This is a genomic window from Anaerotruncus rubiinfantis (genome assembly GCF_900078395.1).
Classification (GTDB): domain Bacteria; phylum Bacillota; class Clostridia; order Oscillospirales; family Ruminococcaceae; genus Anaerotruncus; species Anaerotruncus rubiinfantis.
This window is the reverse complement of the sequence record NZ_FKLA01000009.1, coordinates 2,094,585-2,120,510: the sequence shown is the minus strand read 5'-3', so window position 1 is coordinate 2,120,510 and position 25,926 is coordinate 2,094,585. Positions and strand designations below refer to the sequence as shown.

General features: G+C 56.0%; 26 protein-coding genes and 4 tRNA genes. 26 read left to right on the top strand and 4 right to left on the bottom strand.

Annotated elements, in window-relative coordinates; translation table 11 throughout:
- Nucleotides 1-219: 219 nt before the first annotated feature.
- Both BN4275_RS15660 and BN4275_RS15655 read left to right on the top strand, forming a co-directional pair.
- On the top strand, nucleotides 220-1,575 hold the full coding sequence (locus BN4275_RS15660) for an alanine/glycine:cation symporter family protein (protein WP_066459961.1): 1,356 nt from the start codon (nucleotides 220-222) through the stop codon (nucleotides 1,573-1,575).
- A 102-nt stretch (nucleotides 1,576-1,677) separates the two neighbouring features.
- Nucleotides 1,678-2,436, top strand: coding sequence for a 4Fe-4S binding protein (locus BN4275_RS15655; RefSeq protein ID WP_161940211.1), 759 nt, complete (start codon nucleotides 1,678-1,680; stop codon nucleotides 2,434-2,436).
- A gap of 42 nt (nucleotides 2,437-2,478) precedes the next feature.
- Here the strand turns inward: BN4275_RS15655 and BN4275_RS15650 are convergent, their stop codons facing one another.
- The gene (locus tag BN4275_RS15650; RefSeq protein ID WP_066459959.1) at nucleotides 2,479-2,691 is read right to left on the bottom strand and encodes a hypothetical protein; all 213 of its coding nucleotides are present in this window, start codon (nucleotides 2,689-2,691) and stop codon (nucleotides 2,479-2,481) included.
- A 222-nt stretch (nucleotides 2,692-2,913) separates the two neighbouring features.
- On the opposite strand from BN4275_RS15650, the gene BN4275_RS15645 reads away from it, so the two are divergent.
- The 5 genes from BN4275_RS15645 to BN4275_RS17595 all read left to right on the top strand — a co-directional run bounded on the left by BN4275_RS15645 (nucleotide 2,914) and on the right by BN4275_RS17595 (nucleotide 3,708).
- A tRNA-Val gene (locus BN4275_RS15645) sits at nucleotides 2,914-2,989 on the top strand.
- Nucleotides 2,990-2,994: 5 nt separating this feature from the next.
- Nucleotides 2,995-3,071: transfer RNA gene (locus tag BN4275_RS15640), tRNA-Asp, on the top strand.
- Between the two features lie 36 nt (nucleotides 3,072-3,107).
- Nucleotides 3,108-3,183 (top strand) — tRNA-Phe (locus tag BN4275_RS15635).
- Between the two features lie 3 nt (nucleotides 3,184-3,186).
- Nucleotides 3,187-3,262: transfer RNA gene (locus BN4275_RS15630), tRNA-Gly, on the top strand.
- A 269-nt stretch (nucleotides 3,263-3,531) separates the two neighbouring features.
- Complete coding sequence (locus BN4275_RS17595) at nucleotides 3,532-3,708, top strand: hypothetical protein (protein ID WP_195376549.1); 177 nt, start codon at nucleotides 3,532-3,534, stop codon at nucleotides 3,706-3,708.
- A 60-nt stretch (nucleotides 3,709-3,768) separates the two neighbouring features.
- Here BN4275_RS17595 and BN4275_RS15625 read toward each other — a convergent pair whose 3' ends face one another.
- On the bottom strand, nucleotides 3,769-4,146 hold the full coding sequence (locus BN4275_RS15625; RefSeq protein ID WP_066459958.1) for a ComEA family DNA-binding protein: 378 nt from the start codon (nucleotides 4,144-4,146) through the stop codon (nucleotides 3,769-3,771).
- Nucleotides 4,147-4,209: 63 nt separating this feature from the next.
- The gene (gene trhA, locus BN4275_RS15620) at nucleotides 4,210-4,863 is read right to left on the bottom strand and encodes a PAQR family membrane homeostasis protein TrhA (RefSeq protein WP_066459957.1); all 654 of its coding nucleotides are present in this window, start codon (nucleotides 4,861-4,863) and stop codon (nucleotides 4,210-4,212) included.
- Between the two features lie 142 nt (nucleotides 4,864-5,005).
- Here trhA and BN4275_RS15615 point away from each other — a divergent pair, with 142 nt between their 5' ends.
- A complete protein-coding gene (locus BN4275_RS15615; protein WP_066459956.1) occupies nucleotides 5,006-5,542 on the top strand; it encodes a DUF1836 domain-containing protein in 537 nt (178 codons plus the stop codon).
- Nucleotides 5,543-5,601: 59 nt separating this feature from the next.
- On the opposite strand, the gene BN4275_RS15610 is transcribed toward BN4275_RS15615, so the two are convergent.
- Nucleotides 5,602-5,970 (bottom strand): zinc ribbon domain-containing protein, encoded by a 369-nt coding sequence (locus BN4275_RS15610; protein WP_066459954.1) that lies wholly within the window; start codon nucleotides 5,968-5,970, stop codon nucleotides 5,602-5,604.
- A gap of 146 nt (nucleotides 5,971-6,116) precedes the next feature.
- Here BN4275_RS15610 and BN4275_RS15605 point away from each other — a divergent pair, with 146 nt between their 5' ends.
- From BN4275_RS15605 to clpP, 18 genes are all read left to right on the top strand, one after another.
- Nucleotides 6,117-7,439, top strand: coding sequence for a glycoside hydrolase family 10-like protein (locus BN4275_RS15605; protein WP_066459951.1), 1,323 nt, complete (start codon nucleotides 6,117-6,119; stop codon nucleotides 7,437-7,439).
- Between the two features lie 81 nt (nucleotides 7,440-7,520).
- Entirely contained in the window at nucleotides 7,521-11,642 is a 4,122-nt protein-coding gene (locus BN4275_RS15600) for an N-acetylmuramoyl-L-alanine amidase (RefSeq protein WP_066459949.1), read from the top strand.
- A gap of 211 nt (nucleotides 11,643-11,853) precedes the next feature.
- Nucleotides 11,854-12,702: a sulfide/dihydroorotate dehydrogenase-like FAD/NAD-binding protein gene (locus BN4275_RS15595; protein ID WP_066459947.1), complete on the top strand. Its 849-nt coding sequence runs from the start codon at nucleotides 11,854-11,856 to the stop codon at nucleotides 12,700-12,702.
- On the top strand, nucleotides 12,695-14,083 hold the full coding sequence (gltA, locus tag BN4275_RS15590) for an NADPH-dependent glutamate synthase (protein ID WP_066459945.1): 1,389 nt from the start codon (nucleotides 12,695-12,697) through the stop codon (nucleotides 14,081-14,083). The genes BN4275_RS15595 and gltA overlap by 8 nt, the downstream gene beginning before the upstream one ends.
- A gap of 185 nt (nucleotides 14,084-14,268) precedes the next feature.
- Nucleotides 14,269-15,144: a M23 family metallopeptidase gene (locus BN4275_RS15585; RefSeq protein ID WP_066459943.1), complete on the top strand. Its 876-nt coding sequence runs from the start codon at nucleotides 14,269-14,271 to the stop codon at nucleotides 15,142-15,144.
- Complete coding sequence (locus BN4275_RS15580) at nucleotides 15,134-15,700, top strand: site-2 protease family protein (protein WP_066459941.1); 567 nt, start codon at nucleotides 15,134-15,136, stop codon at nucleotides 15,698-15,700. The genes BN4275_RS15585 and BN4275_RS15580 overlap by 11 nt, the downstream gene beginning before the upstream one ends.
- A gap of 72 nt (nucleotides 15,701-15,772) precedes the next feature.
- Nucleotides 15,773-17,617, top strand: coding sequence for a TIGR03960 family B12-binding radical SAM protein (locus tag BN4275_RS15575; RefSeq protein ID WP_066459939.1), 1,845 nt, complete (start codon nucleotides 15,773-15,775; stop codon nucleotides 17,615-17,617).
- Entirely contained in the window at nucleotides 17,610-18,287 is a 678-nt protein-coding gene (locus BN4275_RS15570; RefSeq protein WP_161940210.1) for a TIGR03936 family radical SAM-associated protein, read from the top strand. The genes BN4275_RS15575 and BN4275_RS15570 overlap by 8 nt, the downstream gene beginning before the upstream one ends.
- A 30-nt stretch (nucleotides 18,288-18,317) precedes the next feature.
- A complete protein-coding gene (locus BN4275_RS15565; protein ID WP_066459936.1) occupies nucleotides 18,318-18,665 on the top strand; it encodes a cupin domain-containing protein in 348 nt (115 codons plus the stop codon).
- 206 nt (nucleotides 18,666-18,871) lie between these two features.
- Nucleotides 18,872-19,216, top strand: coding sequence for a 50S ribosomal protein L19 (rplS, locus tag BN4275_RS15560; protein ID WP_066459934.1), 345 nt, complete (start codon nucleotides 18,872-18,874; stop codon nucleotides 19,214-19,216).
- 142 nt (nucleotides 19,217-19,358) lie between these two features.
- Nucleotides 19,359-19,988 (top strand): signal peptidase I, encoded by a 630-nt coding sequence (gene lepB, locus BN4275_RS15555; RefSeq protein WP_079988318.1) that lies wholly within the window; start codon nucleotides 19,359-19,361, stop codon nucleotides 19,986-19,988.
- Nucleotides 19,989-20,036: 48 nt separating this feature from the next.
- On the top strand, nucleotides 20,037-20,909 hold the full coding sequence (gene ylqF, locus BN4275_RS15550) for a ribosome biogenesis GTPase YlqF (protein WP_066460518.1): 873 nt from the start codon (nucleotides 20,037-20,039) through the stop codon (nucleotides 20,907-20,909).
- 26 nt (nucleotides 20,910-20,935) lie between these two features.
- A complete protein-coding gene (locus BN4275_RS15545; protein WP_066459932.1) occupies nucleotides 20,936-21,535 on the top strand; it encodes a ribonuclease HII in 600 nt (199 codons plus the stop codon).
- Between the two features lie 5 nt (nucleotides 21,536-21,540).
- Nucleotides 21,541-21,942 carry a YraN family protein gene (locus BN4275_RS15540; RefSeq protein ID WP_066459925.1) on the top strand — a complete coding sequence of 134 codons (402 nt, stop codon included), beginning with the start codon at nucleotides 21,541-21,543 and terminating at the stop codon, nucleotides 21,940-21,942.
- Entirely contained in the window at nucleotides 21,929-22,873 is a 945-nt protein-coding gene (locus BN4275_RS15535; protein ID WP_066459924.1) for a dipeptidase, read from the top strand. Before BN4275_RS15540 ends, BN4275_RS15535 begins: the two co-directional genes overlap by 14 nt.
- Before the next feature lie 36 nt (nucleotides 22,874-22,909).
- Nucleotides 22,910-23,602, top strand: coding sequence for a metallophosphoesterase (locus BN4275_RS15530; protein WP_079988317.1), 693 nt, complete (start codon nucleotides 22,910-22,912; stop codon nucleotides 23,600-23,602).
- A gap of 156 nt (nucleotides 23,603-23,758) precedes the next feature.
- Nucleotides 23,759-25,150, top strand: a complete 1,392-nt coding sequence (gene tig / locus BN4275_RS15525; RefSeq protein WP_066459920.1) for a trigger factor — start codon at nucleotides 23,759-23,761, stop codon at nucleotides 25,148-25,150.
- Nucleotides 25,151-25,283: 133 nt separating this feature from the next.
- Nucleotides 25,284-25,865 carry an ATP-dependent Clp endopeptidase proteolytic subunit ClpP gene (clpP, locus tag BN4275_RS15520; protein ID WP_066460517.1) on the top strand — a complete coding sequence of 194 codons (582 nt, stop codon included), beginning with the start codon at nucleotides 25,284-25,286 and terminating at the stop codon, nucleotides 25,863-25,865.
- Nucleotides 25,866-25,926 lie beyond the last annotated feature (61 nt).

Here is a 25,926-nt window from a genome sequence, read left to right as displayed (position 1 = left end):
CGGTCTATATCTATGCCTTGCACGGTGCGGAATATGTTTCCCGGAGGATCCACTCCGGTAGTGGACAGTCGTTTTTTTTCTTTTTTTGTTGAAAGCGGACAGAAAGGCGAAAAGATACTTGTGCAACAAGACTTTTTATGCTATCATATACAAGTTGCATGTACAACTGTGCGCCAATGGCGGACGGTTGCGCAAAATGATGCATAGGAGTGTTGTGTTTTGGATTTTGTGGCAGAGATCGTAAAGAATGTAAACCACTTTTTGTGGGATTTCGCACTGCTGTTTTTGCTGTGCGGAACCGGAATCTGGTTTACCATCCGGCTCAGATTTGTGCAGATCCGTAAATTCCCGCAGGCGTTCAAGGCGGTGTTCGGAAATATCAAGCTGCGCGGCGCAAAAGCAGATCATGAGGGGATGAGCTCGTTCCAGTCGCTTGCGACAGCGGTCGCGGCGCAGGTGGGAACCGGAAATATCGCAGGCGCGGCGACTGCGATCGCTTCGGGCGGACCTGGCGCGATCTTTTGGATGTGGTTGTCGGCTTTCTTCGGCATGGCCACCATCTACGGTGAGGCGACCCTTGCCCAGAAGTATAAAACCCGCATTGACGGCCATGTAACCGGCGGCCCGGTCTACTACATAAAAGCAGCGTTTAAAGGTACCTTTGGAAAGATCCTTGCAGCTACCTTTTCGGTGCTCATCATCTTTGCGCTTGGGTTCATGGGAAATATGGTGCAGTCAAACTCGATCGGTGTGGCGTTTGAATCGGCTTTCGGCGTCAACAAACTGCTGGTCGGCGTGATTGTCGCGGTTGTTGCGGGATTCATCTTCCTCGGCGGCGTGAAGCGCATCGCTTCGGTCACCGAGAAGATTGTCCCGATCATGGCGGTTTTCTATGTGCTCGGTTCGCTCATCATCATCCTTGCCAATTTCAGAAATATCGGCCATGCGTTTGCGCAGATTTTTATCGGCGCGTTTGACCCGCAGGCGGTTATGGGCGGCGCGGTTGGCATCACTGTGAAAACGGCCGTCCGTTACGGCGTGGCGCGCGGACTCTTCTCGAATGAGGCCGGTATGGGTTCCACCCCGCATGCGCATGCGATGGCGAAGGTCGACCATCCCTGCGAACAGGGTTTGGTTGCGATGATGGGCGTCTTTATCGACACATTTGTCGTTTTGACGATGACCGCGCTGGTTGTGGTTATCACCGGCGTGTTCAATAACGGCCTTGACGGCGTCGAACTTGCGCAGAGTGCGTTCACCAGTTTCTATGGGCATCTTGGCAATGTATTCATTGCAATCTGCCTGCTGTTCTTCGCATTTTCCACCATCATTGGCTGGTACTTCTTTGGGGAACAGAACGTCAAATACTTGTTCGGCAATAAGGCGGTCAAGATCTACGCGGCGCTGGTCGTGCTCTTCGTGATTGTCGGTTCCACCCTCAAAGTCAAGCTTGTATGGGATATGTCGGATATGTTCAACGGCCTCATGGTCATCCCGAACCTTTTGGGCCTGCTCGCGCTTACCGGCGTGGTGGTGCTTGCGAACAAGGAGTTCGAGGGACGCAAGAAAAAATAAGGCTTTCCGGAGGGCCCGATGCGTTTTCGCATCGGGCTTTTTGCTTTTTGGACGGGTTTGCGTTACAATGAAAAAAGAAGTATTTTGGAAGGAGCGGTCAAGATGACGAATTTTCAGGTGAAAGCGGCCTTTTTCAGCCCGACAGGCGGAACAAAGCGGGCGGTTGGGCTGCTTGCAAAGAAACTGGACATGGACGCGGAGATGATCGATCTGACAACCCCGGCGGGCCGGGAACAGCAATATGCCTTTGGCGGAGAAGATTTGCTGCTTGCCGCCTGCCCGGTTTATTCCGGACAGATTCCGCCGGTGGACGGATTGCTGGAAAACCTGAAAGGGGAGGGGACACCCTGCGTCGTTATGGCGGCCTATGGCAACCGGCATTACGACGATGCGCTCGCGCAGATGAAACGCCTCCTGGAAGCGCGGGGATTTCGCTGTATCGGTGGGATTGCCTGTATTATCCCGCATATTTATTCAGAGAAGCTGGGAAGTGGAAGGCCGGACGCCGCCGATATGGAGGCGTTTGACCGGTACGCGCAGAAGGTACGGGAAAAGCTGGCGAAGGGAGATTTTTCTCCCGCAAAGTTTCCGGGAGACGAAAATCCGAAAAAGAAATTCCCGGCCCAAAAGGAGATGACTTTGGATGATTCCCGCTGCAGCCGCTGCGGTACCTGCGCGGCGGGCTGTCCGACTGGGGCGATCGATCCCGAGACGCTTGCGATCGACGAGGCAAAGTGCATTTCCTGCATGCGCTGCGTCAGGATCTGCCCGGCAAAAGCGCGGGATTTCAATGCGAACAAAATCAGGCTGTTGCTGGAAACAATGTATAAAGCGCGCAAAGAAGTGGAATGCTTCCTGTGATAAAAACCGGGCCTGTCCAGCTGGACAGGCCCGGTTTGGGTTTCATTTTTTGCTTTCGCTGACCCAGTCGCGCGTATGGGCCACATTCTGTTCGCTTGTGTGTGGGACGCCGTCGGCAGAACCATCCACCTGGCTGATTGCCTGGTTGATGAACGCGCTCGTGATCTCGGCATTTGGATCGATCCGCGCGTAGTTTCCATGAAGGACCTTTTTCGATTTTCGGTTCGGGTTGATAAATTTATTTTTTTCGAGCATATCGCTCACCTCCCTGTTTTTATAGTTTTTACCGCGTGCATAAAATTATCAGGATGGTTCATCCTAAAATTGTTGTCAAAAGGGATGGATGAGCCGGTTGCGCGGACTTGCGCGAGCGGGATAAATTTTTCTCGTTTTTGGCAAAAAAATGGGTTGACATTTTAAATCCGACATAGTATAATAATTTTCGTCGCTTGTGGGTGACTCCACCGGCAGAGTTTTGGGAGCTTAGCTCAGCTGGGAGAGCACCTGCCTTACAAGCAGGGGGTCACAGGTTCGAGCCCTGTAGTTCCCACCATATGTGGCCCGGTAGTTCAGTTGGTTAGAACGCTAGCCTGTCACGCTAGAGGTCGTGGGTTCGAGCCCCATCCGGGTCGCCATTTTCTTTTTCCGCCTCTGCTGGGCATTGCAGATGTGCCTTTGTAGCTCAGTTGGTAGAGCAGAGGACTGAAAATCCTCGTGTCGTTGGTTCGATTCCGACCGAAGGCACCATTCGCGGGTTTAGCTCATTTGGTAGAGCGCCACCTTGCCAAGGTGGAGGTAGCGAGTTCGAACCTCGTAACCCGCTCCAACAAAAAGAACGTCTCGGAAGAGACGTTCTTTTGCATTTTGCGAAGAACTCGCTGCCTCCACCGATTTTTTATTCGGAGGTTCGGGGTCCCCGCGAAAGCGCAGCTTTTGTGGGGTGGGGAAGCGAGTTCGAACCTCGTAACCCGCTCCAACAAAAGCGGACGCTTCTGACGAAGCGTCCGTTTTTGTTATCTTAATTTATTCAAAATACACTTGACTTTAGAATTTCTTATGTGATATACTTTGGAAGTTCCAAAGTGGGGTGATAAATTGGGAACGAAAAAAATGGGCCGTCCAACCGACAACCCCAAACCGCACCAGATGACGATAAAGTTCGATGACGAATGCAAAAGCATTATCGACAGCTACAGCGGACAGGAGCATGTTTCAAAAATGGAAACGGTGAGGCGGGGGGTTAAGAAGTTAAAGGACGACCTCAAAAAATGAAGGAAGCGGCAAAGTTTCCGGCGAATAGGCGAAAATCCGATAAAAAAGGGCAGCCATATTTTATGGCTGCCCTTTTTTATCGGGAGGGGAAATGGTCAGATACGGTTGGATATTCCGCAGCGTCTTTTCGCCGATACCCTCGACATCGAGCAGCTGACGGAAACTTTTGATCCCGCCGCAGGCCTGTACATAATCGTAAATCGCCTGCGCCTTTGTTTCGCCGATTCCGGGAAGCTGCTGCAGCTCCTCGACAGTGGCGCGGTTGATATTGATGTGGACGCCTTCCAATTCCGGATATGGATTGATCACAGCGGGTTCGGAAAAGGAAATGCTTGGCGGCACCTCCCGTGGGGCGTTCTGAATATTGTACCAGACGAGCCCTCCCGTAAGGATCAGCGCAATCAGCCCTACCGAACCGAAACTCAGCTTCCAATCCAAACAATCCGCCCCTTTCCGCGAAAGTTACAGGAAAAGGATATCATAACCGGATGTTTTGCGCAACTATGCGATGTAAAGCAGCACCATAAAATAGTGGCAGAGGCTGCCTAGAATGACAAACAGATGGAAGAACTCATGAAACCCGAAGCGGTCGGAAAAATTTGGATGTTTCACCATGTAGATAATCCCGCCGGCTGTATAGGAAAGGCCGCCGGCAACCAGCAGGACAATCCCGAAAACGGGGAGTTGTCCAAGGGCGGGCAGGTCGACGACAATTGCCCATCCCATGAGGATGTAGAGCGTGGTGCCAAGCCAGCGCGGAGCATTCATCCACAATAGTTTCATCCCAATGCCCGCGGCGGCGATCCCCCACATCACCGTGGTGAAGATCACATTGCCGGGTTTAGGCAGCAGGTTGAGCAGCAGCGGGGTATAGGTTCCGGCGATCAGAACATAGATCATGGCATGGTCCAGCTTGCGCAGGACGAGGAGCACCTTTTCAGAGGCCATCGAAAAATGATAGATTCCGCTGGCACAGTAAAGCGCGATCAGCGAAAGGCAGAAAAGCAGGCAGGATATGACGAGCTGCGGGGTGGGGGCTGGTTTCAGCGCGAGATGGACAGCCATCACAATCAGCCCGACGAGCGAAAGCCCCGCGCCAATAAAATGCGAATAGCTGCTGATCGGATCGCGGGCACGCAGGAAAATACGCGGCATAAGATCACTTCCAGTCTATAATATAGAGTTAAAAACTACTTTATATAATTATAATATCACATAAAAAAGAAAATACAACCGTATCTTGCAAAAGTTCACAATCTGTTATAGAATAGACCTATCTGGAAAAAGAGGTGTTCGCATGAAAAAGCTGGAAAATTATCTGGAAAAAGCGTTGGACGACGCGGATTTGACGCCCGCCCGCCTGCCGGGACTTGATCTCTATATGGATCAGATCCTTACCCTGTTCGATGAGGGGCTTGCTGCAAACAAGCGTCGTCCGGACGACAAGCTGCTGACAAAAACAATGGTGAATAACTACAGCAAGGAACGCCTTATTTTACCCGTCAAAGGTAAAAAGTATTCCCGCGCGCAGCTCATGCAGCTGCTCTGTATCCTGAACCTCAAACAGAACCTTTCGCTTGCGGACATCCGCGTGCTGATGCAAAATGTGTCGGAACCTGCGGATTTCGAGGCGGCCTACAGCGAATCGCTGCGGCTCAAGGAAAAGCTGCGTGAGCAGCTTCCGGCGCTTCTGCTGGGCTGGATCGGCGCGGATGGGGACTTTTCCAGCGCATCGCACTCGCTGGCGGTTGTGCTGGCGCTTTCGAGCGGCTCTAACTATCTGCGCCGGGTCTGCGAGGGAATTGTGGACGGACAGGCGGAAACGAAAAAATAAAAAGGAAAACCGCCCTGCCAATCTTTGGCAGGGCGGTTTTTGTCGTTTTCCGGCAGCAATCAGAGCTTTGCGCCGCACTTATTGCAAAAGAGGCTGTCCTCCGACTGGGCCGCGCCACAGGCCGGGCAGCGCGGAACGAGGTTGCTGCGCAGCAGTTTCAAGTCGCCGGGCCGGGCCTCTGCAAGGCCGCCGTGCTGGATCTGCTTGCCGGTTTCGGCAGACAGCTCGAAAACGCTCGCGCATTGCGGGCAGGTGGCAATGTAGACCGAATGGTATTTGATAACCGGGATGAAGAAAAAATGGATGTAACTGTAACTGCGGCAGACGCTCATTGAGACGGTCTTGCCGCAGACGGGACAAACCACGCCGGAAATCTGCCCGACCGGTACTACTTTGGAATCGGAACCGAATATACCTATAAAGAACATGGAAACCTCCGAAGGCCTTTTTCTTTAGTTTATACCAAAAGTTGAAAAAGTCAATTCCCGGCGGATAAGATTGTCCAAAACGATTGACTAAAATCGTCGAAACGTGTAATATGAAGATGAGTTTTCACGCAGAAAGGGAAAATTTTATGAAGAGGATTTTATCTGTTATACTGTCGGTATTCCTGCTTGCCGGCGCGGCGGGCTGCCAGCGGACAAGCGGGGAACCGTCCGATAGAAATGACACGCGGGAGGACGTCTATCTGACCCGGACAAACTCCAAGACCGTCTATGGCGTGGAGGTCCCGTCCGCTTTGGACGAGCGGCTGCCGGGTGAGCTGGTGCAGCTTTCCGCCTCCGCGGATGCGGCGCAGCAGACTCCCGACAACCAACCGGATGAAATGCGTGGGGTATGGCTTTCCTATCTGAACCTCGACGCGATGATCAAGGGCCAAAATGAGGCGCAGTTCACCGCGAATATCGACGCCGCTTTCCAAAAGATCGCGGACTTCGGATTCAACACTGTGTTCGCGCAGGTGCGTCCATTTGGTGACGCTTATTATGATTCTGATTATTTCCCTTGGTCGGCCCGCATCACTGGCACCGAGGGGAAGAATCCGGGTTACGATCCGCTCGCGGTGATGTGCGCGGCGGCGGACAAATATGACCTGCGTATCGAGGCGTGGCTCAATCCTTACCGGGTGCGGGTTTCGGCGACGCCTGAGATGGCTTCCTCCAACCAGGCGAAGAAATGGCTGAACGCGGGTAATGACGCGGCGCTTTCCTGGAACGGCGGGGTCTACTACAATCCCGGAAGCGCCGACGCGCGCAAGCTGATTGTAAACGGTGTAAAGGAAATTGTGAAAAATTACGATGTGGATGGCATCCACTTCGACGACTATTTCTATCCGACCAGCGATCTTTCCTTCGACCGGGCCTCCTATCAGAAATCGGGCAGTAAGCTGGGCCATGCCGACTGGAGAAGGGAAAACGTCAACACCCTGGTGCGGGAGGTCTACGCGGCGGTCAAGGAGCTTGACCCGGACTGCATTTTCGGCATCAGCCCGCAGGGCAACACCAAGATCAATTACGAAAGCCAGTTTGCCGACGTGGGCAAATGGCTCGCGAATCCCGGTTATGTCGATTATATCCTGCCGCAGGTTTACTACGGCTACCAGAATGATACCTGTCCATATGAAGAAACGGTCGCCAAATGGAACGGGATGATCAAGACGGACGGGGTCCGGCTTTATGTCGGTTTGGCGGGCTATAAGGTCGGCGTGGTTGACGAATGGGCCGGAGCCGGCAAAAATGAGTGGATCGGCACCACCGACCTGCTCGCGCGGATGGTCAAAACCGCGCGTCAGAATTCGCATTACGGCGGGATCGCGGTCTATAGCTACGATTCGCTGTTCGGGCAGGGCGGCGCGCAGATCGAAGCTGAATGCCAGAACCTGCAAAACCTGTTTTGATCCGGCGGGCGCGCGGAAAATTCTCCGCGCGCCCTGACAAAATGAACGCGTCGGGTTTTCCGGCGCCGGGGAGGAAACCGCGTGGCAAAAAAAGCCCCAAACCCGAATAAAATCACGATCGTCCTGGTGGCCGCGTTTCTTGTGGTGACGCTGCTGACGGGCGTTTTGGCTTTTGTTGGGAAAGATTATTTTTCCGGCGCGGACAAGCCGTCCTCCTCGGATGTGGAAGCGATGGCTTCGGCGGACGAGGACGAAAGCGAACCTCAGGACGAGTCCTCAGAGCCGGACAGCAGCTTTGGCGACGAATCCTCCGAGCAAAAAGAGGAAGAAGAACCGGAAGAAGAACCCACGGATGAGCCGGTTTACTTCAACGTTCCGGATGAGATGAAAGGCGTTATGCTGGTGGCGGGACGGGACTACCTGACCGGCGACGACGTTTCGAAGGCGACGCTGGCGTCGCAGATCGACCAGGCACTCGCCGCGGCGAAGGACCTGACGATGAACAGCATCATCATCGATACCAAGTATGAAAACAGCGTGCTGTTTGATTCCTCCGCCCTGCAGATGAAGGAATCCGAGCTCGACTGCACCGATTACATAACAACCAAAGCCAAAGACATGGGCTTTTATGTCTATGCGACCTACGATGTGAGCGACCTTGCCAATGAGGATGGCAGCTACCGCCGCGCGGCCAGCGCGGACGGCGACACGCTCGACGAGATTATCGACAACATCGGGGAGTTCGCCGAGAAGTACAAATTTGACGGCATCCTGCTGAGCAACTACTACAACACCGCCGCCGCGGACAGTTACGCCCAGTACCTGCGGGCAGGCGGCGGCATCGGTTATTATAACTATCTCCGCCAGGTCCCGCGCGCCATGGTCGCGGCGGCAGCCGCTTCGGTCCGGGAGCATGCGCCGGGTACCCAGGTGGGGCTTCTGGCCGACGCGGTGTGGGAAAACAATACCGCAAATGCGGACGGCTCCGAAACATCGGCGGATTTCACCGCGCTCGGCAGCGGGAACGCGGATACCAAAGCCTGGGTGGAAAGCGGTATGTTCGATTTTGTGCTGCTCAGGAACCTCGATTCCACTACCGACCCCAAAGCACCGTTCCGCACGGTTGCGCAATGGTGGTCGAATGTGGCCGGAACGTCCGGCACCACCCTGTACACGCTGCACGCGAACGAAAAGCTCGGCGTGGAATCCTACGGCTGGCAGGTCATGGAGCAGCTTTCAAAACAGCTTATCGACCTTGAGAACATGGGTGTTGGGCAGGGCAGCGTATTCAATTCCCTCAAAGCGCTGCGCGCCGACAGCGGCGGCACCACCACCCAGATGATTCAGTACATGAATAACCAGATCGACGAGACTTACGTTTTGCAGCAGCTGTCGATCAGCAAGCCCGCGCAGCTCACCTATAAGACGCAGGAGCCGACTGTGACCTTCCAGGGCGCGAGCGACCCGCGCGAGCCGGTCACGATCAACGGGGAGGACGTTCCGCGCAATGAGAGCGGCTACTTCACTATCCGGGAGGATTTGAAGGAAGGGCTAAATACCTTTGCCATTTCGCACAAGAACAAGACCTTCACCTACAATATCACCCGCGAGATCATCGTCCTCAAGGAGGTGCAGCCGGTTGGCAGCCTGAATGTGGACGGCGGCATGGCGGTCACGGTCAGCGCGCTTGCGTACGAGGGTTCGACCGTCACAGCCTCGATCGGCGGACAGAACGTGACTTTGTCTGTTTCGGACACCGAGGACGACGAGACCGACCGGGATTCCGGCTACAAGCTCTACACCGGTGTGTTCACCGCGCCCAACGCTTCCGAATCCGCGACGAAAATGGGCACCATTTCGTTCACGGCGGTAAGTGCGGACGGGCATAAAAAGACGCTCGAAGGCGCTGCGGTCACGGTCAATAAAAAGGCGAAGATGGGCGACGGCGTCGTGGTGCAGGTGGTGGCAGATCAGGCCGAGACCTTCCCAACCAACACCCTGAACGACAACTCCAGCGCGAACTATTTCCCGCTGCCCAAAGGCACGGTGGATAAGACCTACGGAGACGAGGTTATCTATAAAAACGGCAAAAATACCTACAGTTACTGGAAGCTCGAGAGCGGCGTGCGGGTCTATTCGAAGGACATCACGACCGGCGGCCAGATGCCGGACAACAATTCCATCTCGAACATGAGCGTCAAATCGTCGGGCGACTACACGACCGTCACCCTCACGACTGCCAGTAAGATGCCGTTTACCGTCGCGTACGATGGGAACAAGCTGGTGTTCGACTTCCAATACACCGCCACTGTCCCGCAGTCGGAAACCTTCGGCAAATCGAACGCGCTGTTCACATCAGCCGACTGGTCCGGCTCGAAGCTGACCCTGAATCTCAAGAAAACCGGCGGTTTCCTGGGCTACAAGGCCTACTATGACGATCAGAACAAACTGGTCCTGCGCTTCAACAATTCTCCCGGTGCGCTCTCCGGCGCGCGCATCGTGGTCGATCCCGGACACGGCGGCAACGATCCGGGCGCGCTCGGATTCTATCCGGACAAGGATGAAGCGGATATCAACCTTGAGGTTGCCAAGAAGCTCACAGCTGAGCTCAAGAGCCGCGGCGCGAACGTCCTGCAGCTCACGCCGGGCACGACGATGGCTTCCCGGATGGCTTCGGCCGCCGCGTTTAACCCGCAGGTGCTGGTGAGCGTTCACTGCAATACTTCTGCCAATTCAAAGGCCAAGGGCACCGAGGTCTACTATTTTTACCCGTTCCAGAAGCAGCTTGCAGCGAATATCTCTTCCAATGTCGCTTCGGCGCTTTCGACCGAGAACCGCGGCGCAAAGTCGGGGCTTTACTACATGACCAGGCAGTCGCAGTTTGCCTGTGTGCTGGCCGAGCTCGGGTTCCTTTCGAACGAGAGCGAGTACACCAAGATGATCGCCTCGAAGTATCAAAACCGTATCGCACAGGGAATTGCCAATGGGATCAACAGTTACCTCGGCGGCACCAACTCAGGCGGAGGCACCGACAATGGCGACGAAGATGAGGAAGATGAAGAGGACGACGAAGACGAAGATGAGGATGCCGATGAGCTGACCCTCAATAGGAAATCGCTCGACCTCGAAGTGGATGATACCTATACCCTCAAAGCCACGATCGGCGGAAAAACTGCCAGTGTGAGCTGGGAATCGGACGACGAGGACGTCGCGACGGTGTCTTCGTCTGGTAAGGTGACTGCGGTGGGCGGCGGTATCGCCTATATCACCGCGGAAACCAGAGACGGTGAATCGGTTGAGTGCGAAGTGAACGTCGAGGAAGCCTCCGGCGGCGGAGACGTGACCGGCGTGAAGCTCAACAAGGAGGAGATCGAAATCGGCGTGGGACAGACTTACCAGCTTTCCGCGACGGTCAGGCCCTCCAATGCCTCCAACAAGAACCTCAAATGGGAATCGGATGACAAGGATACCGCAAAGGTCGATTCAAATGGAAAGGTGACTGGCGTTTCAAAAGGTACCGCTTACATCACCGTCACCACCAAGGACGGCGATTACACAGCCGAATGCGAAGTTACGGTCGGCAAGGCGAACACCTCCGGCGGGCTGATCACCAAGATTGTGATCGATGGAGACGACCATGTCGCGGTTGGTTCCCGCATCGAACTCACCGCGACGGTCACCCCGTGGAACGCGGAGGACACCGGCGTCAAGTGGAAGTCGAGCAACCCGGATGTGGCGTACATCGGCTCAAACACGACAACCGATTCGTCCTGTAAGGTCGAGGGCAGAAAAAACGGCACCGCCACCATCACTGCGACAGCCTACGACGACGGGAAAAAGAGCGCGAGCTTTAAGATTACGGTCGGAAACGGCAAAAATTCCGGTTCCAGCAGCAAGGACGACGATGAGGACGAGCCGGATCCGAAAGACGGTGTGATGCCCAAGTCGGTGAAGATTGAGGGCGATTCGAACCTCAAGGTCGGGAACCGGAAGGAATATAAGGGCACCGTCTATCCGCTCAACTGCGAAGACCCAGGCGTCAAGTGGGAGGTCAGCAGCAGCAGTATTCTGGAACTCTACGAAACCGACGATGAGAATATTGTGAAGGTTTACGGCAAGAAGGCGGGAACCGCTTACCTGATCGGACGGTCGTATTTGGACAAAGATGTTTACTATAAATTCAAGATTACTGTAACAAAATAAAAAAAATTTCCCAATAACAAATGATTGACGCAAAATTAACAAACCTTTCGAAAAATCTTTGAAAGGTTTGTTATATTTTTGAGTTGCATGTTGCGTGAAAAATTGATATAATTGTTAGCGGTAATAAAAATTTATTAATTGGTAATAAATTTTTATTTAGTTTTTATACAGAAGCGCCGCGCAATCCGTGGCCTGAAATAGGAGTGAGAGCATGTATAAAATTGTGCAAAAGCGAAGGCTGAACGACTCGGTGACGCTCATGAAGGTGCAGGCGCCGCACATTGCGAAGAAAGCAAAGGCGGGCCAGTTCATCATCTTCCGCGTGGACGAGCAGGGGGAGCGGGTTCCGCTGACCATTGCTGACTACGACCGTGAGGAAGGCACCGTGACGATCATCTTCCAGATCGTCGGCGCTTCCACCAGGCTGCTTGACAACCTGGAAGAAGGCGACAGCATCCTCGATTTCGTCGGACCGCTCGGCGTCCCAACTCACATTGATCCCCAGGCCAAGCGCGTCTGCGTTATCGGCGGCGGCGTGGGCAACGCAATTGCCTATCCGCAGGCGAAGGCGCTGCACAACGCGGGCATCCAGGTCGATATGATCGCCGGTTTCCGTTCCAAGGATATTGTCATCCTCGAGGACGAGATGAACGCGGTCAGCGACAATCTCTATATGATGACCGACGACGGCACCTATGGGGAAAAAGGGCTTGTCACCAACAAGCTGAAGGAACTGCTCGACGCGGGCAACAAATACGATGAGGTCATCGCCATCGGGCCGATTATCATGATGAAGTTTGTGGCGGCGACCACCAAACCGTACGGCGTCAAAACGCTCGTATCCTTAAATCCGATCATGGTCGATGGAACCGGTATGTGCGGCGGCTGCCGCGTCAAGGTCGGCGGCCAGATGAAGTTCGCCTGCGTGGATGGGCCGGACTTTGACGGGCACCAGGTCGACTTCGATGAACTGATGAAGCGCAACGCGTTCTATAAAGAGCGGGAAGCGCAGGATCGAGAGCATGTATGCCGCTTAACGGGAGGAAAACGCAATGCCTAATATGTCTTTGAAAAAGGTTCCAATGCCGGAGCAGGAACCGAATGTCCGCAATAAAAACTTTGAAGAGGTCGCGCTTGGCTATACCGCTGAGATGGCGATGGAGGAGGCTGCCCGCTGCCTGCACTGCAAAAACCAGCCGTGCGTGTCCGGCTGCCCGGTCAACGTACATATCCCGGAATTCATTGCCAAGGTCGCCGCGGGCGATTTCCAGGGCGCTTACGATGAGATTGCGCTGACAAACGCCCTGCCCGCGATCTGTGGACGTGTCTGCCCGCAGGAGAACCAGTGCGAAGGAAAATGTGTGCGCGGTATCAAGGGAGAACCGGTTGCGATCGGCCGGCTGGAGCGATTTGTCGCTGACTGGCAGATGGAAAACGGTTCCGATAAGGTGGAAAAGCCGGTGTCGAACGGCCATAGGGTGGCTGTGGTCGGCGCGGGCCCGGCGGGACTTACCTGTGCGGGCGACCTCGCGAAGATGGGGTATCAGGTCTCAATTTTTGAGGCGCTGCAGACCCCTGGCGGCGTGCTTGTTTACGGTATCCCGCAGTTCCGTCTCCCGAAGGAAATTGTGGCCAAGGAAGTCGGCAAACTTGTGCAGATGGGCGTCGACATCGAACCGGACATGGTCATCGGCAAGGTCGACTCGGTCGACGAGCTGTTCGAAGCGGGCTATGAGGCGGTCTTTATCGGCTCCGGCGCGGGCCTGCCAAGCTTTATGAATATCCCGGGCGAGGATCTGCTGGGCGTCTATTCCGCGAACGAATACCTCACCCGCATCAACCTGATGAAAGCTTACCGGGAAGGCTACGACACCCCGATTGCCAAGTCGAAGGCAGTCGTGGTTGTCGGCGGTGGAAACGTTGCAATGGACGCGGCCCGCTGCGCCAAACGTATGGGCGCCGAAACGGTCTATATCGTCTACCGCCGCTCGATGGAGGAACTCCCGGCTCGTGCCGAAGAGGTCCATCATGCGAAAGAGGAAGGCATTATCTTCAAGCTCCTCAATAACCCGGTCAAAATTCTGGGCGGGGAGGACGGACGCGTGAACGGCATCGAATGCCTGGAGATGCAGCTCGGCGAGCCGGACGCCTCCGGACGCCGCCGTCCGCTGCCGGTTGAGGGCAGCAATTTCGTACTCGATGTTGACACGGTGATCATGGCGATCGGAACCAGCCCGAATCCGCTGATCCGTTCGACCACTACCGGCCTGGAAGCAAACCGGCATGGCTGCCTTGTGGCGGACGATGCCGGAGCGACCACCAAGGAAGGTGTTTTCGCCGGCGGAGACGCGGTCACCGGCGCGGCGACAGTCATTCTGGCGATGGGCGCAGGCAAAACCGCGGCTGAGTCGATCGACGCTTACATCAAATCGAAGAACTGATCATACAATAGGACGAAGCGGCCGGGAACCTTTGTTCCCGGCCGCTTCGTTCTATTTTACGGAAGATCCTTTAGGGATGCTGGCGCTGCGGACGGCTCTAACTTGCCCCAAAACCGCCCGCATATTCCTCACCCGCTGCCGCATAGACTTGTCTTAAGAAGTCTATCTGCAAAGGAGCGGGAAAAATGATGACAAGGCGGCGGGCCAATAAAGCATCTGCGCGCAGGTATCCGGATCTGCATAGTACGCGCAGGGAAGAACAGCGCGATCCGAATCTTTTCGTCCTGACGGCACAGCTTGCGTTTTGCGCACTGCTGGTACTGCTTTCCTATGTGACGGTGGACGCGAATCCGCCGTTTCTGGCGGAACTCACACGCCAGTACCAGCAGCTGATTACCGCGCAGGAGGTGGAGATCCCCACCAATGTGACGCTGCCGGCAATCCCGTATGAATACGGTCAGCTGCGCGACGCCGCAGCCGATGCGGCGGGAAAGATGATCAGCGGCCTGCTTGCAAAGCGCCCGCAGCAGGAGGAAACTGAGTCGATGCAGCCTGGAGCAGAACTGGAGGGGATGGGCGGCTGGATGGGTGTGCCGGAAGAAACCGGGACGCGTCAGCCTCCCGAAAGCTGTGCGGATGAACCGATTCTGGTTTCCGCGCGGGTCGACCCGCCGGCGGGCGGGAAAGTGACCTCCGCTTTTGGTTACCGGACGCACCCGATCACCGATTCGGACGATTTTCATCGCGGCGTGGACATCGCGGCTGCACAGGGAACGGCGATCCGTGCGGCGTTGCCGGGGCGTGTGGCGGAGATTGGGTCATCACAGATTTACGGGAACTTCATCACGCTTGATCACGGGGACGGGCTTACCACTACCTACTGTCACTGCGAATTGATCATCGCGCCGCAGGACGCAAACCTGCGGCAGGGCGAACTGGTGGCGACAGTTGGCAGCACCGGTATCTCGACCGGGCCGCACGTTCACTTTGAAATCAGTAAGGACGGCACCTATTATGATCCGGCATGGGTACTTGACGGGATGCGGGCCGATGGAATTTAAGTTCGGCGGCGCCCGCTTTTCATTTTCTTTTGGTTTTTTTGCGGTGGTCGCGCTCTATATGCTCTTTGACCGCACCGGAATCGGCGTCCCAGCAATCGCGGCTGTGCTGCTGCACGAGGGCGGGCATATCCTCATGATGAAGCTGACCGGCGCGAAAATCGATGCGATGGAATTCTGCCCGTTCGGCGTGCGGCTGCAAAAGCGCGGGATGCTCGGCTACGGGAGCGAGGCCGCCGTCTATCTGGGCGGTGTGCTGACAAATGCCCTCGCTCTGCTGTTGGCGTTGCCGTGGGGCGGCTGGAACCTGTTTGCGCTTTCCAATCTGGCGCTCATCATCTTTAATCTTCTTCCGGTCGGCAGGCTTGACGGAGGCCAGCTGCTGCGGCTGCTGCTTTTGCGCCGCCTTTCACCCGATCATGCCGACCTTGTCCGAAAATGGATCGGTTTTTTGCTGCTGACACCGCTTTTTGGGGCGGCGTTCCTGTTGCTGCCCGCTGGAAACTATACGCTGCTGTTTACAGCGGGATATCTTGCGCTCACCCTGTTGCGGGAATAAACTTCCTTGCAAAACGGGTTATTCTATTGTAGAATAGATTCGTTATTGGACGCATGGGAGGAAGTAAAGAATTTGAAGAATGTGAAAAAGGCGCTCGAACGGGTACTTTTGCAGGTGCAGAAACCGGCGCGCTACATTGGCGGAGAGCTTGGAAGCATTGTGAAAGACCCGACCAAGGTGGATGTGCGGTTTGCTTTCTGCTTTCCGGATCTTTACGAGGTCGGCATGTCGCACCTCGGGATGAAAATCCTCTACGCCTTGCAGAACGAGCGGGAGGACTGCTGGTGCGAGCGGGTGTTTGCGCCGGACGCGGATTTTGAAAAGATCATGCGGGAGAATGAAATCCCGCTTTTCGGCTTGGAAAGCCTTGATGCGATCACCGAGTTCGATCTTATTGGCTTTACCCTGCAATATGAGCTGAGTTTCACCGCGATCCTCAACATGCTCGACCTCGCGGGACTGGAGGTGCGCGCAAAGGATCGGAAAAATCTTTGGCCGGTGGTGGTCGCGGGCGGCCCTTGTGCCTGCAATCCGGAACCGATCGCGGACTTCATCGATCTGTTTATCCTGGGCGAAGGCGAGGAGGTCAATCTGGAACTGATCGATCTCTATAAGGCCTGCAAGGCCGAAGGCTGCACCAAGACGGAATTTTTGCGCCGCGCGGCGCAGGTGGAGGGCATCTACGTCCCGTCGCTCTACGACGTTTCCTATCATGCCGACGGTACGATTGAAGCGGTCACGCCAAAGGACGGTGCGCCCGCCGTCGTGCACAAGCGGATCATCAAGGACCTGGACAAGGTCTATTATCCGGAAAATTTTGTTGTGCCGTTCACGGAAGCGGTGCACGACCGCGCGATGGTGGAAGTGCTGCGCGGCTGCATCCGCGGCTGCCGGTTTTGCCAGGCGGGATTTATTTACCGGCCGTTCCGGGAAAAAAGCCCGGAAACGCTCGATAAAAACGCCCACGATCTCTGCAATAACACCGGCTACGATGAAGTTTCGCTCACCTCGCTTTCGACAAGCGACCTTTCGACGCTCGAGCCGCTGCTCAATAAGATGCTTACCTGGACCGAGCCGGATGCGGTGAACATCGCGCTGCCGTCGCTGCGGGTCGACAACTTCTCGAAGGAGCTGATGGACCGGATCGCCGGCGTGCGCAAGTCGTCGCTGACTTTTGCGCCTGAGGCCGGCACCCAGCGGCTGCGGGACGTCATCAACAAAAATGTCACCGAGGAAGAGGTCCTGCGCACCTGCCGGACGGCGTTTTTGGGCGGTTACACGAATGTGAAGCTCTACTTCATGCTGGGGCTGCCGACCGAGACCGACGAAGATGTCGCGGGGATCATCCATCTGGCACAGAAGGTGGTGGACGAATTCTACCATATGCCGGAAAAGCCAAAAGGCAAGGGCGTGAATGTGACCGTTTCGGTCGCCTGTTTTGTGCCGAAACCTTTCACGCCATTTGAATTCGAGCCGCAGGATACGACCGAAATGCTCCGCCGTAAGCAGAAGATCCTGCTCGAAACGGTGAAGAGCAAAAAGATATCGGTCAAATATCACGACAGCCCGACCAGTTTTCTCGAGGCCGCGCTCGCACGCGGCGACCGGCGGCTTGGCCCGGTGGTCGAATACGCCTGGCGAAGCGGCTCGAAGCTTGACGGCTGGACCGATTACTTCTCGATGGAACGCTGGGAGGACGCTGCCGAAGTCTGCGGCGTGGACTATGCGTTCTATGCGAACCGGACCCGTTCCTACGACGAGGTGATGCCGTGGGACCATCTCGATTATGGGGTGAGCAAGGCATACCTCGTCCGGGAGAACAAGCTGGCCCACTGCGATACGACCACGCCGCACTGTCGCAATCACTGCTCGGGATGCGGCGCGAATAAACTGCTGGGAGGTGCCTGCTTTGGGTAACGGAGGGACTTTCTATCCGGTGCGCGTCTTTTTCGAAAAGCGCGGGCGGATCAAATATATTTCCCATCTTGACCTCACCCGGTGCATCACCCGCGCGCTGGGGCGTTCCAGGTTGCCGGTCTGGCATACGCAGGGTTTTCATCCGCACATCTATGTGACCTTCGCGCTGCCGCTTTCGCTTGGTTACGAAGGGGTCTGTGAAACGATGGATTTCCGTCTGACCGAGTGCCTGCCGATGGAGGAGGTCATCAGCAGGCTCAACGGCGTCTTTCCCGAAGGGCTGCGCGCCAGCAGGGCGCAGCCGCCGGTGAATCTGCCCGGCGTGATCGCCTCGGCGGACTATGAGATCACGATGGAGTTTGACCATGTGGACGGCGAAACCGTAAAAACGGCGTTTGAAGCTTTCTGCGCGCGGCCGGAAATCCCGGTGGTGAAGCGCACCAAGAAGGGGGAGCGTTCCCTTGACGTGAAACCGCACTTTTTGGTGCGCGGTTTGCAGGCGGGGGAAAACGCTGTGCGCATGACCATGCGTACAGCCGCGGGCGAGACGCTCAACATCAATCCGTCGCTCGTGCTCGATGCGTTCGCGCAGGCGGGCGGTTACCAGGCGGATTGGATGCAGGTGGTACGGACCGCAATCCTTGATGGGGACGGAATGAATTTCGTATAGGGATGGACAGGCATGGAAGGAGGATTTTAAATGGTTACAAAGGCAAACGACCAGAAGATCACCGTGAATGAACATATGCGGGACGGCAAAGGCTCTGTGAAGCTGCGGCAGCTCATCACACCGGAGCAATTCTGCGGACATGGCCGGCTTTTCAGTGTCATCACCCTCGAACCGGGCTGTTCGATCGGGTGGCACGTGCATACCGGCGAGAGCGAAACCTTTTATATTATGCAGGGGACTGCGAAACTCAATGACAACGGCGTGGAAAAGACCCTTTCCCCGGGAGACTGCTCCTACACCGCCTCTGGGGAGGGGCACAGCATCGAAAACACCGGCACGGACACCCTCAGTCTGGCCGCGCTGATCGTGAAAGCCTGAGAAACGGCTGAAATCTGCAAATAATGTAAAAAAGTGCTTGCAATTTTCAGGCGATTGTGGTATCCTATTTTAGCATGTGAAGAACGTTGTATATCCACAACGGTCTTTGTGCCCAATCCGGAGGTCCGGGTTGAACATTAAAGCGGACAGTCCTCTGCCATACAGTTTATGGGAATGAATGTCTGAAAAAATAAGGAGGAAGCACGATGGATGCTTTAAAGCACATTGCCAGCGACTGCATCAAAGCAGAGCCGCCCAAGGTCGAGATCGGTGACACCGTCAAGGTTCACGTCTGGGTCAAAGAGGGCGAGAAGAAGAGAATTCAGATTTTTGAGGGAACGGTTATCGCCAAAAAACACGGCGGCATCTCCGAAACCTTCACCGTCCGCCGCGTGGCCCATGGCTGCGGTGTGGAGAGGGTTTTCCCGGTTCATTCCCCCAATATTGACAAGGTTGAGCTGGTCCGCAACGGTCGTGTCCGCCGCAGCAAGCTCTACTATCTGCGTGACCGCGTCGGTAAAGCCGCCAAGGTCAGAGAGTCGATCCGGTAATAGATTGCTCAGATTTGCAGGCCGCCAGAGGGCGGCCTGTTTTTCGTTTGTTCACAGGTTCTCGGTTGTATCGCCGGCAAAGATATGATATACTATATCTTGTTTTTGTATGGAAAAAACCGTTAGATAGGGTGATAATAGAATGAATCTCGACAATGATATGGAACAGGAGCGGCAGGAGGGGTCCGACGATTTCCGTTACGACATCCAGAATTCGCTCAATGCTTCCGAAAAACGCAAAAATGCGATGAATGAGCTTTATGAATGGATTGAATCAAGCGTTTTCGCGGTGATTTTGATCCTGCTTGTATTCACCTTTTTTGTGCGAACCGCGTTTGTCTCCGGGTCGTCGATGGTGCCCACGCTGCATGACGGAGAACGGCTGATTTTGCAGCAGATCGGATATACCGATCCGCAGTACGGGGATATCATCGTCATCGACCGCACGCAGAGCGACGAGCCGCCGATCATCAAGCGGGTGATCGGCAAAGAGGGCGACCTCATCGACATCGACTTTGAAAATGGGGTTGTGGTGCGAAACGGCAAGGTCTTGGACGAGCCTTATGTCAACGAGCCGACCCTCACCGAACGGGATGTGGAATTCCCGGTGGAGGTGCCGGAGGGGACCCTGTTCGTCCTGGGGGACAACCGCAACCATTCGGCGGACAGCCGCACGCAAGACATCGGAATGATCGATCTGCACCGGGTGATGGGCAAGGCCGTATTCCGGTTCTTCCCGCTTGGAAACGCGGGCGCGATCACCCATCAGTAACGGAGGAGAATAATGCCTTTTGAAGAAGATAGCCAGATGATGCAGCCGATGGCCCCGGTGCCCTCGATCCAGTGGTTCCCGGGCCACATGACCAAGACCCGCCGGATGATGGAAAAGGATCTGAAGCTGGTCGATCTTGTGGTGGAACTGGTAGACGCGCGGATCCCGGCTTCGAGCCGCAACCCGGAGATCGATAAGCTCGTCGGCAAAAAGCCGCGCGTCATCCTGCTCAACAAATGCGATTCCGCGGATGAAGCGGCGACCAAACGTTGGATCGAATATTATGCGCGCGAGGGCGTCCCGGCGCTCGCGGCCGACTGCCGCAGCGGAAAAGGACTTGGCGCTTTTCTGCCGCTCGTGCGCAAAACGCTTTCGGAGCTGCTTGAGCGCCGCGCCGCCAAAGGGATGGCTGGCCAGCCGATTCGCATGATGATCGTCGGCGTGCCGAACGCGGGAAAGTCCTCGTTTATCAACCGGATGGCGGGTTCCCGCCGCGCCAAGGTGGAGGACCGTCCGGGCGTGACGCGTGGCCGGCAGTGGGTGTCGCTCGAGGGCGGCATCGAACTGCTCGACATGCCGGGCGTGCTCTGGCCGAAATTCGACGACCCGCTGGTGGGCGAACGCCTCGCGTTCACCGGCGCGGTCAAGGACGACGTGCTTGATATCGAGCTGCTTGCAATGCGGCTGCTTTGGCTTTTGCGGGAGGAATACCCGCAGATGCTTTCGCAGCGCTACAATCTGAAGGACGGCGAATTGGACGGGCCTGACGCATATGGACTGCTTGAACTGGTTGGCCGCAAACGCGGGATGCTTATTTCCGGCGGGGAAGTCAACACCGAACGCGCCGCAATCACTGTTTTGGACGAATTTCGCAGCGGCAGGATCGGCCGTATCACCCTGGAACAGCCCCCGGAAGGCTGAAGCTTTCCAAGAAGGGAGTCCGACAGATGTACGAATATGAGCTGATCGCATACGACCAGGGCTTCACCGCTGTTTGCGGTGTGGACGAGGCTGGCCGCGGGCCGCTCGCTGGGGACGTTTACGCGGCGGCGGTGATCCTGCCGCGCGGCGTGAAGATTGCGGGCGTCAACGATTCCAAAAAGCTCACCGAAAAAAAGCGTGAAGCGCTTTTCGACCTAATTCGAGAAAAAGCGGCCGCATACTGTATTTCGGCCGCCACGGTGGCCGAAATCGATTCCCTCAACATCCTGCAGGCGTCGCTTCTGGCGATGCGGCGGGCGGTTGGGGGCCTTTCGGTGCGGCCGGATCTGGCGCTGGTGGACGGAAATCAGGACCCTCATCTGGAGATTCCCACCCAGACGATCGTCAAAGGGGACGGCAAAAGCGCCTCGATCGCGGCCGCTTCGATCCTCGCAAAGGTGGCGCGGGACCGGTATATGAAAAAACTGGACGAGCAGTATCCGCAGTACTGTTTCGCGAAACATAAAGGCTACGGGACCAAGCTGCACTATGAGATGCTCGAACAGTACGGCATTTCGCCGGTGCACCGGAAAACCTTCCTCAAGAAAATCCTGCAAAGCGGGTGACGCAAATGGCGACAACACGGGCCCGTGGGACGCTGGGAGAGGACTTTGCCTGCGCGTGCCTGCAAAAGGACGGCTATGAAATCCTCGAACGCAACTGGCGAAATGGACATCACGAAATCGACCTGATCGTGAAACGCGGGGACGTGGTTGCTTTCGTGGAGGTTAAGACCCGTGCGGAGGGCAGCTTTGCAACGCCCGCCGAAAGCGTCACAAAAGCGCAGCGGCGGCGGATCGTGCTGGCCGCGGTGGCATATCTGAAAAGCCATGGCATATACAATACAGGGGCGGTCTTGCCGCGGTTCGACCTCTTTGAAGTGGTCACCGGCCGGACGGATTCGCCTGAGATTGTACGGTACGCGCACCTGCCTGCCGCGTACGATACGGGGGATTTGGATGTATTTCTTTGACCTGCACTGCGATACAGTGACCGAAGCGAACCAGCAGGGCAGGGGCCTTGCAAACGCGGAACTGCAGCTTTCCATCGACCGGCTTCCCGGCGCCGTCTGGACCCAGTGCTTTGCGATTTTCATGCCCGACCATCTGCGGGGCCGGGCCGCCGTGGACTACTATGAGGACAACTTTCATTTTTTCTGCCGGCAGCTGCAAAAGCATGCGGATCGGATGGCGCAGGCCCGCACTGTGCGGGAAATTTCTGCGGCGAATGCGGCGGGCAGGCTCGCGGCGGTGCTGACCGTCGAGGGCGGATCGGCGCTGGCCGGGGAACTGTCCCGGGTGCGTCGGCTGCGGGAATGCGGCGTGCGGATGCTGACGCTGACCTGGAACGGCGCGAACGAGCTCGCGGGCGGCACAGCGGCCGATCCGATGGCGCAGGGGTTTACCCCGTTCGGCAGGAAAGCTGTGGCGGCGCTGGAGGACGCGGGAATCATCGTGGACGTTTCCCATCTGAGCGACAAAGCTTTCTGGGAGCTTTCCGACTTTGCCCGGCGGCCGTTTGTGGCGTCGCATTCGAACCTGCGCAGCGTCTGCGACCACCCGCGCAACCTGACCGATGACCAGTTCCGGCGGATTGTGGAGCTTGGCGGGCTGGTTGGGGTGAATTTTTACATCCGGTTCCTGGCGCCGGAGGGGGAGCCGTCTTTTGACGGCCTTGCCGCGCATATCGAACGGATGCTCCTGCTCGGCGGGGAGGACGCCGTCGCGCTCGGCAGCGATTTCGACGGGGCGGATATGCCTTTATGGCTCGCGTCGGTGGGATGGATTCCCCAGCTATATGAAAGGCTCTGCCGCCGTTTCGGAAACGGGATCACTGAAAAGCTGTTCTACCGCAATGCGATGCGGTTTTTTGCGCGTTACGAGCAAATGGGGATTTGCTGGTAGGGGCGTTCAAACCATAGGGAAAGCGAGGGGGCCAATATAGCGGTCTATACAATGGGCGATCTGCACCTGTCCCTTTCGGGGGATCACGCGATGGATGTCTTTGAAGGATGGCGCGGCTATGTTGCCCGCATCGAGGAAAACTGGCGCGCGAAGGTGACGGAAAAGGATACGGTGGTACTGCCGGGCGACACGTCATGGGGGCTTTCGTTGGAAGAGGCGCTCGCGGATTTTCAGTTTCTGGAGGCGCTGCCGGGAAAAAAGATCCTGCTCAAAGGGAACCATGACTACTGGTGGTGCACCATGAAAAAGATGGAGGACTTTTTTACCGCGCACGGATTAAATTCGCTGCGGATTCTCCATAATAACTGCGTCGTGTCCGAGGAGCTCGCGCTGTGCGGCTCGCGCGGGTGGCTTTTTGAGACAGGGCAGGCTTCTGACCAGAAGGTCATCAACCGGGAGGCGATGCGGCTGGAGGCTTCGATCCGCGAAGCCGAAAAGACCGGGTTCACGCCGGTGGTGTTTCTGCACTATCCGCCGGTTTATGGAGAGAACGAGTCGCCGCAGATTTTGGATGTGCTCGTCCGTCATAAGATCAAACGGTGCTACTACGGTCATATCCATGCGTCCGGCTGCCGTTATGCGATCGACGGGACCTATCTGGGAATCCGGTTCTTCCTTTGCAGCAGCGACTATCTGCGTTTCGATCCGCTTTTGGTGGAAAAGACGTAAAAACTTCTAAAAATCTGGTTTTCATTCACAATTTATCTATTGGCAATCGGAAAGATATTTGCTATAATATCATGATAGCGGGCTTATGGCCAACCGTTCCTCCATGAGAAGTGGCAGGAGCAAAATGTAAAGTAACTTTTTCAGGAGGAAGTAGAAATGACAGTCAATTCCGTCAAGACCAATGAAGACAAACGCGTGGAGCTTGAAATCGCCGTGAGTGCGGAGGATTTCGGCAAGGCGCTCGATGAAGCGTTTAAGAAAAATTCCAAAAAAATGCAGGTCCCTGGTTTCCGCCGTGGACATGCGCCCCGCAAGATGATCGAAAAGATGTATGGGGAAGGCATCTTCTTTGAGGATGCGATCAACGCCACCTATCCAGCAGCTTATGAAGCAGCCGTTGAGGAAAAGGGCATCGAGCCGGTCGACCGCGCTGACATTGAAGTGATGGAAGCCACCAAAGAAAGCGGCTACACCTTCAAGGCGACCGTGACTGTCAAGCCGGAAGTTGCGCTCGACGGATACAAGGGCCTCGAAGTTGAGAAGAAACTCTATGAGGTTTCCGACGAGGAAATCGGTAAGGAAATCGACCGGATGCGCGAGCAGAACGCCCGCGTGATTGCGGTCGAGGGCCGCGCCGCTGTAAACGGCGACATTGCGACCATCGATTTTGAAGGCTTTGTGGATGGCGCCGCGTTTGAGGGCGGCAAGGGCACCGATTACCCGCTCGAGCTCGGCTCGAACAGCTTCATTCCCGGTTTTGAGGATCAGGTCGCGGGCCACAACGCCGGCGAGGAATTCGAAGTGAATGTTTCCTTCCCGGAGAATTACCATGCTGAAGAGCTCAAGGGCAAACCGGCCGTGTTCAAATGCACGCTCAAAGAGCTCAAGACCAAAGAACTGCCCGCGCTGGATGACGAGTTTGCAAAGGATGTCAGCGAGTTCGATACCCTCGATGAGCTGAAGGGCGATCTGCGCGCCAAAGCCCAGGAACGCAAGGACGAGCAGAGCAAGGCCGAGGTGGAAAATAAGCTGATGGAAGCGGTCGTCGCCAAGATGCAGGCCGATATCCCGCAGTGCATGTATGACCACCGTGTGGATGAGATGATCCGCGATTTCGATTACCGTCTGCAGTCGCAGGGCATGAACCTGCAGACCTACCTGCAGTACACCGGAATGGAGCTTGCCTCCTTCCGCAAGACCTTCGCAGACCAGGCCGAGGCGCAGGTCAAGACCCGGCTTGCGCTCGAGAAGATCGTCGCGCTGGAAGGCATTGAGCCGACTGCGGAAGAGTATGACGCGGAGATCGAGAAGATCGCGAAAAATTATAACATGAAGGCCGATGAAGTCAAGCAGTACATCCCGGAAAAGGAGATCAAGCTGGAGCTCGCGCTCAACAAGGCGATCGACCTGGTGCGTGACGCGGCCGTGATCAAGGAAGTCAAAGACGAACCCGTGAAGGAAGCGGCGGCGGAGGAGAAGCCGAAAAAGGCCTCGAAACCCAGAGCAAAAAAAGCAAAAGCGGCGGAAGCTCCTGCCGAGGCGGAATAATCAGCATTTTACATACCGGCGCGGCAGGCGGAGGGCCTGCCGCATCGGTATCTTGGAGATAGAGCGATTGGTTTGCGGCAAAACCAACCAACAGGAGGTAATTTCTATGAGCCTGGAGATCGGACGCACGGCGATGAGCCTTGTGCCAATGGTAGTGGAACAGACGAACCGCGGTGAGCGGTCGTATGACATCTTTTCCCGCCTGCTCAACGACCGTATTGTGATGCTCTGCGAGGAGGTCAATGACACTTCCGCGAGCCTGGTGGTCGCGCAGCTGCTCTATCTGGAAGGGCAGGACCCCGATAAGGATATCCACCTTTACATCAACAGCCCGGGCGGTTCGGTGACCGCCGGCATGGCGATCTATGACACCATGAACTATATCAAATGCGACGTGTCCACCATCTGTATGGGGCTTGCCGCCTCGATGGGAGCGTTTCTGCTTTCCTCCGGCGCAAAGGGCAAGCGTCTGGCGCTGCCGAACGCGGAGGTCATGATCCATCAGCCGTCGGGCGGCGCGCGCGGGCAGGCAAGCGACATGAAGATCCACACCGATTGGATCATCCGCACCCGCGAGAAACTAAATAAAATCCTTTCGGAACAGACCGGTCAGCCGCTTGAAGTGATCGAGCGGGACACTGAGCGCGACAATTTCATGACCGCGCAGCAGGCCTGTGATTACGGCCTGGTCGACAAGGTCATTGCACACCGGTAAAGAAGATGTGCAACGCCCGTTTGGGGCGCTGCACATTTGTGCTGTTTAAAGTCAGATACCA